General features: G+C 41.2%; 14 protein-coding genes. 10 read left to right on the plus strand and 4 right to left on the minus strand.

What is annotated here, in order from left to right; genetic code table 11:
- The first annotated feature begins 238 nt into the window (after window positions 1–238).
- From GPDM_RS07755 to GPDM_RS07795, 9 genes are all read left to right on the plus strand, one after another.
- Window positions 239–2,398 (plus strand): DNA topoisomerase III, encoded by a 2,160-nt coding sequence (locus GPDM_RS07755; RefSeq protein WP_008430415.1) that lies wholly within the window; start codon window positions 239–241, stop codon window positions 2,396–2,398.
- 64 nt (window positions 2,399–2,462) lie between these two features.
- Window positions 2,463–2,954, plus strand: a complete 492-nt coding sequence (ybaK, locus tag GPDM_RS07760; RefSeq protein ID WP_008430416.1) for a Cys-tRNA(Pro) deacylase — start codon at window positions 2,463–2,465, stop codon at window positions 2,952–2,954.
- Window positions 2,955–3,020: 66 nt separating this feature from the next.
- Window positions 3,021–3,662 carry a YczE/YyaS/YitT family protein gene (locus GPDM_RS07765; RefSeq protein WP_008430417.1) on the plus strand — a complete coding sequence of 214 codons (642 nt, stop codon included), beginning with the start codon at window positions 3,021–3,023 and terminating at the stop codon, window positions 3,660–3,662.
- Window positions 3,663–3,809: 147 nt separating this feature from the next.
- Entirely contained in the window at window positions 3,810–4,445 is a 636-nt protein-coding gene (locus GPDM_RS07770) for a class I SAM-dependent methyltransferase (RefSeq protein WP_008430418.1), read from the plus strand.
- A 12-nt stretch (window positions 4,446–4,457) separates the two neighbouring features.
- The gene (locus tag GPDM_RS07775) at window positions 4,458–4,931 is read left to right on the plus strand and encodes an S-ribosylhomocysteine lyase (protein WP_008430420.1); all 474 of its coding nucleotides are present in this window, start codon (window positions 4,458–4,460) and stop codon (window positions 4,929–4,931) included.
- An 11-nt stretch (window positions 4,932–4,942) separates the two neighbouring features.
- Complete coding sequence (locus GPDM_RS07780) at window positions 4,943–5,878, plus strand: PLP-dependent cysteine synthase family protein (RefSeq protein ID WP_008430423.1); 936 nt, start codon at window positions 4,943–4,945, stop codon at window positions 5,876–5,878.
- On the plus strand, window positions 5,875–7,008 hold the full coding sequence (locus tag GPDM_RS07785) for a bifunctional cystathionine gamma-lyase/homocysteine desulfhydrase (protein WP_008430425.1): 1,134 nt from the start codon (window positions 5,875–5,877) through the stop codon (window positions 7,006–7,008). Before GPDM_RS07780 ends, GPDM_RS07785 begins: the two co-directional genes overlap by 4 nt.
- A 202-nt stretch (window positions 7,009–7,210) precedes the next feature.
- A complete protein-coding gene (locus GPDM_RS07790; protein WP_008430428.1) occupies window positions 7,211–9,307 on the plus strand; it encodes an immune inhibitor A domain-containing protein in 2,097 nt (698 codons plus the stop codon).
- Between the two features lie 92 nt (window positions 9,308–9,399).
- Entirely contained in the window at window positions 9,400–10,590 is a 1,191-nt protein-coding gene (locus GPDM_RS07795) for a glycine C-acetyltransferase (protein WP_008430430.1), read from the plus strand.
- A gap of 148 nt (window positions 10,591–10,738) precedes the next feature.
- Here the strand turns inward: GPDM_RS07795 and GPDM_RS07800 are convergent, their stop codons facing one another.
- Window positions 10,739–11,944: a M20 metallopeptidase family protein gene (locus GPDM_RS07800; protein ID WP_008430431.1), complete on the minus strand. Its 1,206-nt coding sequence runs from the start codon at window positions 11,942–11,944 to the stop codon at window positions 10,739–10,741.
- Between the two features lie 97 nt (window positions 11,945–12,041).
- On the opposite strand from GPDM_RS07800, the gene GPDM_RS07805 reads away from it, so the two are divergent.
- Window positions 12,042–13,154, plus strand: coding sequence for a mandelate racemase/muconate lactonizing enzyme family protein (locus tag GPDM_RS07805; RefSeq protein WP_008430432.1), 1,113 nt, complete (start codon window positions 12,042–12,044; stop codon window positions 13,152–13,154).
- Between the two features lie 103 nt (window positions 13,155–13,257).
- Here GPDM_RS07805 and GPDM_RS07810 read toward each other — a convergent pair whose 3' ends face one another.
- The 3 genes from GPDM_RS07810 to GPDM_RS07820 are packed head-to-tail and all read right to left on the minus strand — an operon-like array spanning window position 13,258 to window position 15,538.
- A complete protein-coding gene (locus GPDM_RS07810) occupies window positions 13,258–14,004 on the minus strand; it encodes an amino acid ABC transporter ATP-binding protein (RefSeq protein WP_008430433.1) in 747 nt (248 codons plus the stop codon).
- Between the two features lie 36 nt (window positions 14,005–14,040).
- Window positions 14,041–14,742, minus strand: a complete 702-nt coding sequence (locus tag GPDM_RS07815; RefSeq protein ID WP_039863134.1) for an amino acid ABC transporter permease — start codon at window positions 14,740–14,742, stop codon at window positions 14,041–14,043.
- Entirely contained in the window at window positions 14,729–15,538 is an 810-nt protein-coding gene (locus GPDM_RS07820) for an amino acid ABC transporter substrate-binding protein (protein ID WP_008430435.1), read from the minus strand. The genes GPDM_RS07815 and GPDM_RS07820 overlap by 14 nt, the downstream gene beginning before the upstream one ends.
- Between the last annotated feature and the right edge of the window lie 434 nt (window positions 15,539–15,972).

The following is a 15,972-nucleotide window of genomic DNA, read 5'->3' on the forward strand; positions in this document are numbered from 1 at the left end:
TGTGAAATTACTTTAAATATAGCTAGAATTTGAGTGCTGTGCAAGAAGAATTTGAAGTAAATGGAAATACTGTCTGGAATGGTTGAAATACTGTCCAAATTGGTTAGAATACTGTCCGAATTCGACGGAATACTGTCCAAATCAAGAAAATACTGTCCAACGCCCAAAAACACCTCTCAAAAGCCAGTCCCAACAGAAAATGTTACAATAATCACAGTAGAAATGAGGGTGAATATAAATGAAATCAATCGTTTTAGTAGAAAAGCCATCCGTTGCACGTGACATTGCGCGTGTATTAGGATGTGATCAAAAAGGCAACGGCTATTTAGAAGGCAAGCAGTATATTGTCACGTGGGCACTTGGCCATTTAGTGACGCATGCGCAACCAGAGCAATACAATAATGACTTTAAAGAATGGAAAATGGACACTTTGCCAATCATTCCAAAACCATTCAAGTTAGTGCCAATCAAACAATCAATGAAACAATTTAATGCAGTAAAATCCCAATTACAGCGCGGCGATGTAAAAGAAGTTATCATCGCAACAGACGCTGGCCGCGAAGGTGAGCTTGTCGCACGTTGGATTTTAGAAAAAACCAATACACGTAAACCAGTAAAGCGTTTATGGATTTCGTCGGTTACCGACAAAGCCATCAAGGACGGGTTCAATAACTTAAAAGACGGTCGCGCTTACGAAAATCTATATGCAGCAGCTGTTGCACGTGCAGAAGCGGATTGGGTTGTTGGCATTAATGCTACACGCGCGCTAACGGTTAAATACAATGCGCAATTATCAACAGGTCGCGTGCAAACGCCGACGCTTGCTATGATTGCGGAACGGGAAAAACAAATTCGCAATTTCCAGCCGAAACCGTATTACGGTATGCAAGCTATCACCGACCAAGCGACATTTACATGGACAGATGGAAACTCGACACAATCATTTGATAAAGAAAAAATCGATAAGCTGTTCAATAAACTCGAAAACACGCATGAAGGTACTGTAACGGATATTAAAATTACGCCGAAACGTCAGCCTGCACCGCCTTTATTCGATTTAACGGAACTGCAGAAAGAAGCATATAAGCGCTATAGCTGGTCAGCAAAAGAAACGCTGAATACGCTGCAAAACTTGTACGAGCGATATAAAATCGTGACATACCCGCGTACTGATTCGAAGCATTTAACGAGCGATATGCGTGATACGTTAAAAGATCGCATCAAAGCCATACAAATGGGACCATACCGCAGTGCAGCTTCGATGATTTTGAAAAACCCTGTAGCACCGCAAAAAGGCGTAATCGATGACGCGAAAGTTTCCGATCACCACGCGATTATCCCGACAGAAGAAACGCCGCCTTTACACGAGTTATCGGACAAAGAGCATAAATTATACGACATGATTGTCAAGCGTTTCCTCGCGGTATTTTATCCGCAATACGAATTTGATCAAACGACGGTCAAGTTAACGGCTGGCGAAGAAACATTCCAAGCGAAAGGCAATACGGTTCGCAATGAAGGCTGGAAACGCATTTACAAAGATGAAGGCGATGACAACGACACGACATTACCAGCTTTTGAAAAAAATCAAAAGTTGACGCTTAAAGGTATTGCATTAACAGACGGCAAAACCAAGCCACCTGCTTTTTTCAATGAAGGAACGCTGCTAGGTGCTATGGAAAATCCAGCGCAGTTTATGAGCGGCGAAACAAAAGAAGTCATTCAAACACTAGGTGAAGCTGGTGGGCTGGGAACAGTCGCCACACGAGCTGACGTTATCGATAAATTATTCAATACGTTCTTGATTGAGAAAAAAGGCAAAGACTTAACGATTACGTCAAAAGGTCGTCAATTGCTTGAGCTCGTTCCAGAAGACTTAAAATCACCAAAACTTACGGCCGATTGGGAGCAGCAATTAACGAAAATTGCGAAAGGCCAATTGAAAAAAGAGCAGTTTATTACTGAGATGATCGCATTCGCTGAAAAATCGGTTTCCGATATTAAGAAGAGCGATAAGAAGTTTAAACATGATAACATCACCGGCAAAATGTGCCCGGACTGCGGCAAACCGCTTCTTGAAGTCAACGGCAAGCGTGGCAAGATGAATGTCTGTCAGGACCGTGAATGTGGTTATAAAAAGCAAGTAGCAATGCAAACCAATGCGCGCTGTCCGAATTGCCATAAAAAATTGGAATTGCAAGGTGAAGGAGATGGCAAGATTTTTGTTTGCAAATGCGGTCACCGTGAAAAACTGTCAGCATTTGAAAAACGCAAAAAATCCGGTCAATCCAAAGCCAATAAAAAAGACGTCAATAAATACTTAAAGCAACAAGACGAAGCACCGCAAAATACAGCAATGGCCGAAGCGTTAAAAAAATTACTAGGTCAAAGCGAATAGAATCCCTTTACAGATAATGGTATGCTGTGACTAACGAATCTTTTCAAAGCAAGGGGAAGATGTCATGGCAAAAAAAATCGCAAAAACGAACGCCGCTCGTATACTCGACAAGGAAAAAATTCCGTATGAGCTACTCCATTATTCAGTAGAAGATGGCAAAGTGGACGGAGTATCGGTAGCTGGTAAAATCGGTTATCCGCCAGAACTTGTCTATAAAACGCTTGTCGCATCAGGTGCATCAAAACAAATCTATGTTTTCGTGATTCCGGTAGCACAAGAATTAGACTTGAAAAAAGCAGCAAAAGCCGCCGATGAAAAGAAAATCGAAATGATTCCTGTAAAAGATATTTTGTCCTTAACAGGTTATGTTCGAGGTGGTTGTTCACCTGTCGGAATGAAAAAACCATTTCCAACATTTGTGTCTGCAGAAGCCGAGCAATTGTCCGAGCTGATTGTTTCTGCCGGTAAAATCGGCATGCAGATAAAATTGTCACCAACTGAACTTGTGTCTGTAACAAAAGGTTATTTTGCTGAGTTGACCACACCAATTCAATAAAGCCTCCATCCATTCTTTCGTGAATGGATGGATTTTTCATATCAACATATAGAAAGAAGGATTTGAATGAAGCGTTCGTTATTTTATCGCTGGTTGTTTTTTATTGTTGGATTGATCGTTCTTGCTCTCGGGTTTACGATGACGATTAAAGGGAGCAAACTAGGCATTGGTCCATGGGATGTGTTGCATGTTGGCTTGTATCTGAATTTCGGACTGACGATTGGTACGTGGTCAGTTATTGCTGGGTTCACAATTATTGCGATTACAGCTTTCTTTACACGACAAGTTCCGCAAATCGGCACTTTTTTAAACATGTTATTGGTTGGTATCTTTATTGATATTTTTAATTTTTTAATTCCAGACATTCACACGCTAGTGGGGCAAATAATAATCCTATCAGCGGGTATTGTCATTTCAGGGTATGGTGTAGGTCTTTATGTATCGCCCAAAATCGGTGCGGGTCCACGAGATAGCTTGATGATGCTACTTGTTCATAAAACTGGATTGAGTATAAGTGTTGTTCGTGCGGGAATTGAAGTAGGCGTCGCATTGCTCGGGTGGTTACTCGGAGGACCGGTCGGCATAGGGACGATTGCCGTGGCATTATTGACGGGCCGAATCGTTCAACAATCGTTACCACAATTTGAAAAACTGCTCGTAATTTTAATTGGCGATAAAGAAAAGCAACCGCATGTTCTTAAAGTTTAAAACAAAGTCAGGCATATGAGCCTGGCTTTTTTTTCATGGAAAAGAATAAGCGACTTTCATCTCAATACTTGAAACCTTTAAAGCAATATGATTTAATAAAACCTAGTAAGTCTATTGGTTTTGTATAAAAACCTGAGGAGGCATTTTATGGGTCGTGAGTTTGTAGAGATATTTGATGAATGGGTTCATACGTACGATGAATCAGTTAATGGAAGTGACGAAGAATATAAAGATGTCTTCTTAAAATATAACGAAATTTTACAGGCAGTTGCTGAGGCAGCTATTGGACCTGTCATAGAATTTGGCGTTGGTACGGGCAATTTGACGAAAAAATTACTTGAGCGAAATCTAGAGGTAGTAGGAGTCGAACCAAACCAAGCTATGCGGCAAGTGGCCGCTCAAAAAATGCCGGATTTACCCGTAATAGACGGAGATTTTTTGGAGTTTGACACACCAATTTCGGCGCAAAGTTTTGTAAGTTCCTACGCATTTCATCATTTAACAGATGCAGAAAAAGCGCAGGCATTTCAGATTTACGCCGAAAAGCTGCCAGCTGGCGGTAAAGTGATTTTTGCGGATACCATGTTTGATACAGAACAAAGCAAACAAGAAATGATTGCTTTTGAACAAGCAAGAGGTCATTTTAATTTAGTAGAAGATTTGAACCGTGAATACTATACAACGATTCCGAACTTAAAAGAGTTGATCACAAAAGCAGGGTTTACCGTAAACTTGTCGAAGATGAACAACTACGTCTTTCTGATAGAAGCAACTAAAATTTAAGGAGCGATAGAGATGAAAAAAATGAATGTTGAAAGCTTTAACTTAGATCACACAAAAGTAGCGGCACCGTATGTCCGTTTAGCAGGGGAAAAAACAGGAGTTAAAGGCGATACCATTCGCAAATACGATATCCGATTCAAGCAGCCAAACAAAGAATATATGGACATGCCTGGTCTTCATTCTCTTGAACACATGATGGCTGAACACAGCCGTAATCACTCAGATGACATCGTTGATATCGGACCAATGGGTTGCCAAACAGGTTTTTATTTATCTGTTATTAATTTGGATGATTATGATGAAATCCTTCACATTTTAGAAAATACATTAAAAGATGTCTTAGGAGCAGACGAAGTGCCAGCGTGCAATGAAGTGCAATGCGGTTGGGCTGCGAGCCATAGTTTAGAAGGCGCGAAAGAATTAGCACGTGAAATGTTAGCGAAAAAAGATCAATGGACTCAAGTATTCGCTGAAGAAACGAACTAAGGAGAATATCGATGAATTACGTAACAAACATCCAGCAATTGATTGGTGATACACCATTAATGGAATTAACACATAGTGAAATTCCAAACGGCTGCCGCATTTTTGCCAAGCTTGAATATTTCAATCCAGGCGGCAGCGTCAAAGATCGTTTAGGCGTTTCGCTTATTGAAGATGCTGAAAAACGGGGTTTGCTCAAACCAGGTGGCACCATAATCGAACCAACTGCCGGCAATACCGGTATCGGTTTGGCGATTGCTGCAATCGGTAAAGGCTATCACGTAAAGTTTGTCGTGCCGGAAAAATTTAGCCAAGAAAAACAAGGGTTGATGCGTGCGTTAGGTGCGGAAGTTATTAACACACCAACGGAAGAAGGCATTAAAGGTGCTATTAAAAAAGCCGAACAATTGGTTGAAGAACAAAGCGCGTTTTCGCCATCGCAATTTTCTAATCCAGCCAATCCAGACACGTATGTCCGAACGCTTGGACCTGAACTGTGGAATGCATTAGATGGAAAAATTGACGTCTTTGTTGCAGGAGCAGGTTCGGGTGGAACTTTCATGGGAACCGCTCGCTATTTAAAGTCTCAAAAAGAAGAAGTTAAAACGGTCATTGTGGAACCAGAAGGCTCGATATTAAACGGCGGGCCATCAGGACCTCATTTGACCGAAGGCATCGGCATGGAATTTTTGCCGGAGTACATGGATAAAAGCTATTTTGAAACAATCCATACGATTACCGATAAAGAAGCATTTCTGGCGGTTCGGGAACTAGCGAAAACAGAAGGCTTGTTAGTCGGCAGTTCGTCAGGAGCCGCGTTTGTAGCGGCGCTACGTGAAGCCGAGACGGCTAAACCTGGAAGCCATATTGTAACGGTATTCGCAGATTCAAGTGAACGCTATATGAGTCAACAAATTTATGATAGAAGTTTTGAGGAGGAACACCAATGAAACCAAAAACTAGATTAATACACGGCGGCATTTTCGGAGACGAAGCAACAGGTGCCGTGTCGACACCGATTTATCAAGTTAGCACGTACAAGCAAGAAGCGGTTGGGAAATTTAAAGGCTACGAATATTCGCGCACTGGAAACCCAACACGTCATGCACTGGAAGAATTGATTGCAGATGTGGAATTCGGGCATGCTGGATTTGCATTTGGCTCAGGAATGGCAGCAATTTCATCTGTGATGATGCTGTTTTCAGCTGGGGACCATATCGTGTTAACAGATGATGTGTACGGTGGAACTTATCGTGTAATCAATAAAGTATTAAACCGCTTTGGCTTAGAATTTACTTTTGTGGATACTGGAAATCTAGCGGAAGTAGAAGCGGCTGTAAAAGAAAACACAAAAGCGATTTTCATTGAAACACCGACCAATCCATTGTTGAAAATAACAGATATCGAAGCCGTTGCAGCTTTCGCAAAATCGAAAAACTTGTTAACGATTGTTGATAACACATTCATGACGCCTTATTTGCAAAACCCAATTAAGTTAGGGGCAGATATTGTCTTGCATAGTGCGACAAAATACATTGGCGGACATAGTGATGTTGTGGCGGGACTGGTTGTTGTTAATTCAGCGGAGCTTGCAGAAGAAGTTCACTTTGTGCAAAATTCGATCGGTGCAATTTTAGGACCGCAAGATTCTTGGTTGCTTATTCGTGGATTAAAAACTCTAGGCTTGCGCATGGAAGAAGCCAATTCGAATGCACAAAAAATTGCGGAATTTCTCGAAGGACACGACGCTGTTGGGAAAGTCATTTACCCAGGACTCGAAAGTCATCCAGGATGCGAATTGATGCAAAAACAAGCAACAGGTTTTGGCGGTATGATTTCATTTGATGTTGGCAGCAAAGAAAAAGCTGGAGAATTGTTAGCGAAACTAAAATACTTTACGCTAGCAGAAAGCTTAGGAGCTGTGGAAAGTTTAATTTCTGTGCCCGCACAAATGACGCACGCATCCATTCCAATTGAACGACGCGCAGAGCTAGGAATCGTAGAAGGATTAGTTCGCATTTCAGTGGGTATTGAAGATGTAGAAGATTTAATTGAAGATCTAGAAAATGCATTGAAATAAAAGGAAGTCGCCATAATCGGCGGCTTTTTTATTTTTTTATTAAATTTCAACTTTCAAATCTAATGAGATGGACAAAAATGTAAAACATATTACACATAATTTCGATACACGAAACATATCTTCTTCCTCATTTTTCTGGTTAAGCTCTCATGTTATGATTTTAATAGTATTAATATTCTGACATTTCGAGAGGGGAAATACGATGAAGAACAGCAAATGGGTATCAATTTTATCAGCTAGTGCTTTAACGTTATCTTTAATGGCACCAGCAGCAATAGCGGCACCAAGCGAGACCGTACCATCCATAAATGATTGGAACAGCGAAAGGTACGGAGAACGAATTGATATTGATGGCAACTTGAATAAACTGTCACAAGATGCCGACTTCCAAAAAGAAGCGGAGAAAAAGATAAAAGCACAAGCAGATGAAGTAGGAAACGAAGACGCTGATGCCGCGGCAGATGGAACATTTACATACGATGGCGGTACCAAGAAGTTTTTAAATCGCAACTTATCTTTTAAAGATTTCACACTTAGAAGTATTGGGGACAATGTAGAAATTTGGGTAGCGAATGACTTGTCATACGGTCCAAACAATCCAAAACCGGCTGACGTCGTCACACAAGCACAAGTAGATAAACTCCGCGACGAATTCGACAGCAATATTTATCCGACAGCAACTGAGTTTTTTGGGATGCCTGAGTCATTAGACGGCTCAAATTCGCCACTTCCTGGTCTGGTTGGTCTGCCTGATGATTATTACGAGGGTTCTGACAAAATTATTATGCTTGTTGATAATGTGCAAGATGAAGGTTGGGATAATCCAAGTTATCCGTTTTTCGTTGCCGGATTTTTTTGGCAAACACTTGAAAACTACATCGATCGCAATATTGTCACGATCGATACAAATTCATGGGATACGCGTTTAGAAAGTACTTTCTTCGGAACAACTATTCATGAATTGCAACATTTAATTCAAGCGGATAATGACGGTGCTGAAGAAAGTTGGTTAAATGAAGGGATGTCGACGTTCTCTGAATACCTTGGGGGCTATGGTCACGGGGAAGGATCAATCAATTTCTACTTGGATCATCCGGAAAACTCGTTAGTAAATTGGGATGAACATGGAACGGCCGCAACAGGACCAGAAACGATTGCGGACTATGGTCAAGTTTATTTGTTTACATTGTATATGTACGATAAATTTGGCAAAGAATTTATTCGTGAATTAGCAACAGATGGCACAAGCCAAGGCATCACTAGTGTCGAAAAAGTATTACAAGATAACGCTACGAACAAAACATTTACAGAAGTATATCAAAACTTCATGACGGCTTTGACATTAGATAATTCAAATGTCAGCAGCGATTACAATTTCGATAGCATTGACTTACGAGAGCTACCAGTCGGTAACGAGGGAGCAGTAAGAGGCAAAACAGTAGACTTTGAAAAAGCAAAAACCTTTGAAAAAGAAGGCGTTCCGGCATGGGGCGGCGACTTTAAAGAATTTAACTTTAGCAAAGATGTCCGAGGATTAGAATTTGATGGCGTTGACTTCCTTCCTTTACAGTGGAAGTCAGTAGCAGATCCTAAAGATTCTGGTGAACAAGTATTGCATGCCGATAATGGCGATGAAGCAGATCAAGCATTAATCTTTGGTGCCACGGTTCCTGCTACTAACGCAACATTAACATTTGATCATTTCTACGATATTGAAGAACAGTGGGATTACGGTATGGTTCAAGTATCAACAGACAATGGCGATACGTGGACTTCTCTTGAAAATGAAAACACACGCAGTGATGTAGTTGAAGAAGGTTACCCAACTATCAAAGAAAACGTTCCTGGATTCACGGGAACAAATGGGGATTGGACAACTGAAACCTTTGACTTATCAGCTTATGCAGGTCAAGATGTTCTTGTTTCGTTCCGTAACTTAACGGACTGGGGTTCGAATGAAGCTGGCTGGTTTGTTAAAGATATTCAACTAGGCAATTTCTCAGCAGATGGAACATCAACAGATGCATTCCAGTCTCTTGGCCAACTAAAAGGTGAATACGTAGACTTTACAACGACATTCATCCAAACGAAGAAAAATGGCAAAGAACGTGTTTTCCACGTTGACCCATACAACGTGACAGATAAACAAGCACTCGATCTTCAACAAGTTCTGCGCGAGGGCAATGTGAAAATGATTACTTCATATGCTGCAGAAGCTGGACAACGAGAAGCAAAAGAATTCACGTATGAAGTACAGTACAAAACAAAAAATCCTAAAGCAAGCAAAAATAAGAAATAAGTTAAAAGCGGACCGCGGTCCGCTTTTTCTTTTGGAAAAAATGGCCGTATGTTAAGATAGATACAGAATTTTGTTTTGAAAGGAAGAGGACATTGTCAAAAAAACTAGATGCATTTTTAGATGAGAACTTAACAGAATTAAAAGAGCAAGGTCTTTATAACGAAATTGATCCAGTTGAAGGACCAAACGGCGCGATTATCAAAGTGCGCGGCAAAGAACTAATCAACCTTTCTTCAAACAACTACTTAGGTCTTGCGACGAACGAAGACTTGAAACAAGTAGCAAAAGACGCAATCGATCAATACGGTGTTGGAGCAGGTGCTGTTCGTACGATTAACGGCACACTTGACCTACATGTGAAGTTAGAAGAAAAGCTTGCTGAATTCAAAGGAACAGAAGCAGCAATTTCCTATCAATCTGGATTTAATTGCAACATGGCTGCCATTTCAGCGGTAATGGATAAAAATGATGCGATTCTTTCGGATCAGTTAAACCATGCTTCAATCATTGATGGCTGCCGCTTGTCAAAAGCGAAAATCATCGCTTTTAAACATTCGGACATGGAAGATTTGCGCATGAAGGCAAAAGAAGCAACAGAATCTGGTCTTTACAATAAAGTGATGGTCATCACAGACGGCGTCTTCTCAATGGATGGTGATATTGCCAAACTTCCAGAAATCGTTGAAATCGCAAAAGAGTTTGATTTAATTACGTATGTGGATGATGCACACGGATCAGGCGTAACGGGCAAAGGAAAAGGAACTGTGAAGCATTTCGGTCTTGAAAAAGAAATCGATATGCAAATGGGGACTTTGTCTAAAGCAGTCGGCGTTGTCGGCGGTTATGTAGCCGGCAAGAAAAACTTAATCGACTGGTTGAAAGTTCGCTCACGTCCATTCTTGTTCTCAACAGCGGTAACTCCAGGAGACGTTGCAGCGATTACAGCAGCTGTTCAAATGATTATCGACTCAACTGAATTGCACGATAAGCTATGGGACAATGGAGACTACTTGAAAAAAGGTCTAGACGCTTTAGGCTTTGACATTGGTCATTCAGAAACGCCAATCACACCTTGTATCATTGGCGACGAGAAGCTTACACAAGAATTCTCGAAACGTTTGTTTGAAGAAGGCGTATATGCAAAATCAATCGTCTTTCCAACGGTTCCAAAAGGCACTGGCCGCGTACGTAACATGCCGACAGCGGCTCACACGAAAGAAATGTTAGATGAAGCCATCGCGACTTACGAAAAAGTCGGCAAAGAATTAGGCGTTATCAACTAATAAAACAAAAAACACGCCAAGCGGTCACTATCATGCCGCTTGGCGTGTTTTTATTTCCAAATAAAGGCGATACTGTCGAGATTGGACGAAATACTGTCCGATTCGTGTAAAATACTGTCCGATTCGTGTAAAATACTGTCCGAATTTCTCAAATACTGTCCAAATCACCAGAAATACTCTCCGCAGTAGATTCTTGTGCTTTAAAGTATATCGCGGCAAACACTTTTGCAGTCACCAACATGGCATTTTCATTAAAATCAAAATTCTCGTGATGATGCGGATAAACAAGTGAGTTATTATCCATTTTTGCACCTACAAAAAAGTAAGCACCGGGCTTTACTTGCGTATAATACGTAAAATCTTCAACTGGCATCACCGGATCGATTTCCACAACATGATCTGCGCCTAACACACTCGCTGCAGCTGCACGAACAATGTTCGTTTCGGTTGGATGATTCCAAAGAGAATCATACCCCGCTTCAATGCTAACTTCTGCAGTAGCTCCCATGGCAATGGCCACATTCTCCACAATTGTCCGCAAACGTTGACTCGCTAATTTTCGAATTTCAGGATCGAATACACGAATCGTTCCTTCGAGCACTGCTTTACTCGAAATGACGTTATCCGCGTCTCCTGCATGAAACTTGCCAATCGTCACAACAAGTTCCTTTAACGGATCTGCATTCCGGCTGACGATCGATTGCAAAGCTACCATAATGTGGCTCGCTGCCAAAATCGGATCAACGCCGTGATGCGGTTCGGCACCATGGGTTCCTGAACCGTGCACAACAATTTTAACGACATCTTCAGAAGCTTGTAAAAATCCGTCGCGTAAATAAACGCTGCCCATATCCATCGTGCTCTGCAAATGCGCGCCATACACTTCATCTACACCATCTAAACAACCATCGGCAATCATGGCCTGTGCACCACCAGGCGATACTTCTTCGCCAAACTGGTGGATCAGCACAATCGTTCCTGGCAAGTCATCTTGCATAGCGACCATCGCTTTCGCAAAGCCAAGCAACGCTGCTGTATGACCGTCATGTCCACACGCATGCATAACGCCTGGAACAGTCGATTTATAAACAACTTCTTTTTGGTCATCAATCGGCAAGGCATCAAAATCTGCGCGAAACGCTATCGTTTTGCCGGGTTTGCCGCCACGAATCGTTCCCACCACGCCACGTCCACCTACACCGCGACGAACTTCCACCCCGATTTCTTCCAGACGGTCTGCAATAAAAACAGGCGTCGCAATTTCTTGATGTGATAATTCAGGGTTCATATGTAAATATCTTCTGATCTCAATCATTTCTTCATGCAGTAAATCCAGCTGTTTTGTTACGGTCATATCCAAAACTCCTTAAGGTAAAATTAAGTTACCAATCTGTCTTAAAATTCACTATAGTATAAGTATACAGTAAGTTAAATCCATTGGAGGCACTCAAATGAAAATCACTAAAGCGACTTTACATGCAGTGAGATTTCCACTTAACGAACCATTTATCATTTCCTATGCAACTTACCCAGATATGCCCTCGCTAATCGTGGCATTGGAAACGGATACTGGGCTTGTCGGATACGGAGAAGCAGTTCCTGATGAGCATGTCACAGGAGAGTATTTCACTGCTGCCTATGAAGTTTTAAAAGAACAATTTCTACCAGCAATTATCGGGATGAGTCCTTTTGATATTGAAGCCATTCATTCGAAAATGAATGCGTTAATGTCACAAAATCCAGCATCTAAAGCAGCAGTCGACATTGCTTGTTATGACTTGATGGGGAAAGCGGTTGGACAACCCGTTTACAATTTAATTGGTGGACAAGCAACGGCTCACTTGGATTATCCGAAAGTGCTGAGCATTGAAGCGCCAGAGACTATGGCAGAAAAAGCGAAAAAAGCCGTTGAAATGGGCTATGCATCATTAAAACTAAAAGTCGGAAAAGGACAAGCGCAAGAAGATGTCGACAGAATTTTAGCTGTCCGCGAAGCGGTAGGCAAAGATATGCCGATTCGCGTTGATGTTAACCAAGGATGGAAATCACCAGGTATTGCCGTTGCAGCGATTAAGCAGCTCGAAGGAGCCAATATCACTTGGATTGAACAACCAATTCGTATGGGTGATATTCGTGGCTTAGCGGAAATTCGCTCAAAAACTGCTGTACCAATTATGGCTGATGAAAGTATTCAATCGATGGAAGATTTACTCGAGATTATTCGTTTGCAAGCAGCGGACGTTCTCAACATCAAGCTCATGAAATGTGCCGGTATTTTCCATGCCATCCAAATGGCAAAAGCAGCTGAAGGGGCTGGTATGTTGTGCCAGATCGGTTCTATGGTTGAATCGTCTGTCGGTTCAGCAGCAGGTTATCATGTAGCTATGTCGCGCATCAATATTGAAAGCACAGAATTAACTGGACCGCTTTTATTCAGCGAAGAAATCGGTGACTTAACTTATGAACATCCATATGTTTTATTATCAGGCAAACCGGGATTAGGTATCGAAGTAGACCAAGCCCAACTAGACAAACTGACAGAAAAATCATGTGTCATTGAATAGAAATCGAAAAAAACCTCGCATTCCAGAAAAGGGATGCGAGGTTTTTGATTGGGAAACTACTATGAAAAACTCAGAAGCTGCTACTAGCAGCTTTCACTTTTCTTCACACTTCTGTCTCTTGGATCAAACTCAAAAACCGTTGAGTACGTTCTTCTTTTGGGTTATTGAAAATGTCTTCGGGTTTGCCGCGTTCGATAATGCGGCCTTCGTCCATAAACAATACTTCATCAGCGACACCTTTAGCAAAGCGCATCTCATGCGTCACCACGACCATCGTCATACCTTCAGCAGCAAGCTCTTTCATTACTTGTAATACTTCTCCAACTAACTCGGGATCGAGGGCGGAGGTTGGCTCATCGAATAACATCACTTTTGGTTCAAGTGCTAAAGCGCGAGCAATGCCGACACGTTGCTGCTGACCACCGCTTAGTTGAAACGGATAGTCGTTCATCTTTTCGCCGAGCCCAACTTTTGTTAGCAATTGCTCGGCTTTTTCTTTTGCTCGTGTTTTGTCTTGTTTTTGAACCGTGACAGGACCTTCCATGACATTTTCAAGAGCGGTCATGTGAGGAAATAAGTTGTAATGCTGAAACACCATCGCTGATTGTTTGCGAAAAGCCATAATTTGCTTTTTGGATAATGGCTTAGAGAAATCAACCGTTTGTTCATCAATCGTGACGGAACCGGAAGTAGGCGTCTCTAACGTATTGAGGCAACGAAGAAAAGTCGTTTTTCCTGAACCTGACGGACCAATCACGACAATCGCTTGGCCTTTTTTTACTTCCGTATCAATGCCTTTTAATACTTCAAGCTTGCCGAACTTTTTATGCAAATTTTTTATTGAAATCATAGTGGACTCCTTACTGCAATCAGTAAACTGCTTTTATTATCTAGAAATATACCGGTCAAAACGATTTTCCAGCCTGCCTTGAACCAAGGACAAGGCAAAACAGATGACCCAGTAAAGCAAGGCTGCTTGTCCGTATAATAACAAAAATTCGTAATTCGTTGCGGCAATTTGCTGAGCGACACGGAACATCTCGGTCACGAGAATAAGAGATGCGAGAGATGTATCTTTCACTAAACTAATAAACGTGTTTGATAAAGGAGGCAGCGAAACGCGAGATGCTTGCGGCAAAATCACGCGGCGCAATGATTGGGTATAGGACATACCAATTGTGCCAGCTGCTTCCCATTGACCTTTCGGAATCGACAAGATTGCTGCACGAATAACTTCAGAAGCATAAGCTCCGACGTTTAATGAAAATCCGATTACTGCGGCCGGAAAGGGGTCAATCGTAATGCCGAGTGTCGGCAGTCCGTAAAAAAGAATAAATAATTGAACCAGTAAAGGGGTTCCTCGAATAATTGATACATAAACACGAGCGATAATTTGGAAAATCTTAACCGTCGAAATTCTTGCCAATGCTGTCAAAACCGCTAATGCCAATCCGAGAATAAACGAGATAATGGATAAAGGCAAAGTGAATTGAAGCGTTGCTTCGATCAAAGGAAGAAATGAGGATTGCGCAATATCCACAAGCCGTTCCATTCTGACCGGGTCTGAGAAAATACTATTCAAGTACATTTTCACCAAACCATTTATCGGAAATTTCATCGTACGTACCGTCTTCAATCATATCAGCCAAAGCTTTGTTGGCTTCATCCACAATTGCGCCACTGTCTTTTCTAAACAGCAAACCACTTTGTGCAGCTTCTTCTGATTTATCTACTACTTTTACTTTTGCATCTGGACGTTGTTTCATGAAATCTAAAACCGTTAAATTATCATTGACTGTTGCATCCACACGACCTGAGTTTAATAATTCGATCGCTTGGTTAAATCCTTCTACACCTTCTAATTCTGCGCCAAAAGAAGTAGCCGTTTCTGCATAGTTACTTGTTAACGACTGTGCTGAAAGCTTGCCTTCTAAATCTTCAAAGGTCTCAATGTCAGTGTTGTCTTCCGCTACTACTAAAACAGCAGTAGACGTAATATATGGAGAAGAAAATTCATAACTTTCTTGACGTTCCGGATTAATCCCGACTTGATTGGCTACCATGTCAAAACGACCAGCATCAAGTCCTGCAAACATAGCATCCCATTGTGTTTCAAGAAACTCAGCTTCAACGCCAAGGCGATCTGCAACTTCGCGTGCAATTTCTACATCAAATCCTGTTAACTCGCCTGAAGCGTCGTGGAAAGTAAATGGTGGGTAAGTACCTTCTGTCCCAATAACTAAAGTTCCTTCTTCTTGTACTGTCGTTAATAGATCTGATCCGCTAGCGTTTTCCTTCGTCGTATCTGTTTCTTCAGACTCGCCACAAGCCGCTAACACCAACATTGCTAAAACTAATAAAAACGTTAAACTAACTTTCTTCATAAAAATCTCCTCGTTTCTTTTAATATTTTGTCTTTCATTCTGCCTTTTTTTTAGCTCTATACCCTTTATTGCTATCAAGTAAATCGGCCACTATATTATATAGTTTACATTACCTACTTGTTTAGTTGGTTTTGTAAATAAAAAAAAATGGCTTTTACTGAGCAATGTGCGAGGAATCCTAAAGCTGATTTATTATAGCACGCATTTCGCTAAGTCTCAAACAGCGTATACAGAAAAATATAATTTTTTTATAGAAGTTGATATAGAGCTATATTAACGGGCTAATTAACAAAGTGAATAAGCAAATAGTGTTCTTTTTTCAAAGAAAATATTTGTGTTTTTAAAGAGAACAACTTATAATAACCTTATGTTAAAGCTTAAATTGACAAGGTTTACAGTGTATTTTTTGTGTTTTTAGAGCGGACAAATGTTTT

This window comes from Planococcus donghaensis MPA1U2 (assembly GCF_000189395.1).
Classification (GTDB): Bacteria; Bacillota; Bacilli; order Bacillales_A; family Planococcaceae; genus Planococcus; species Planococcus donghaensis_B.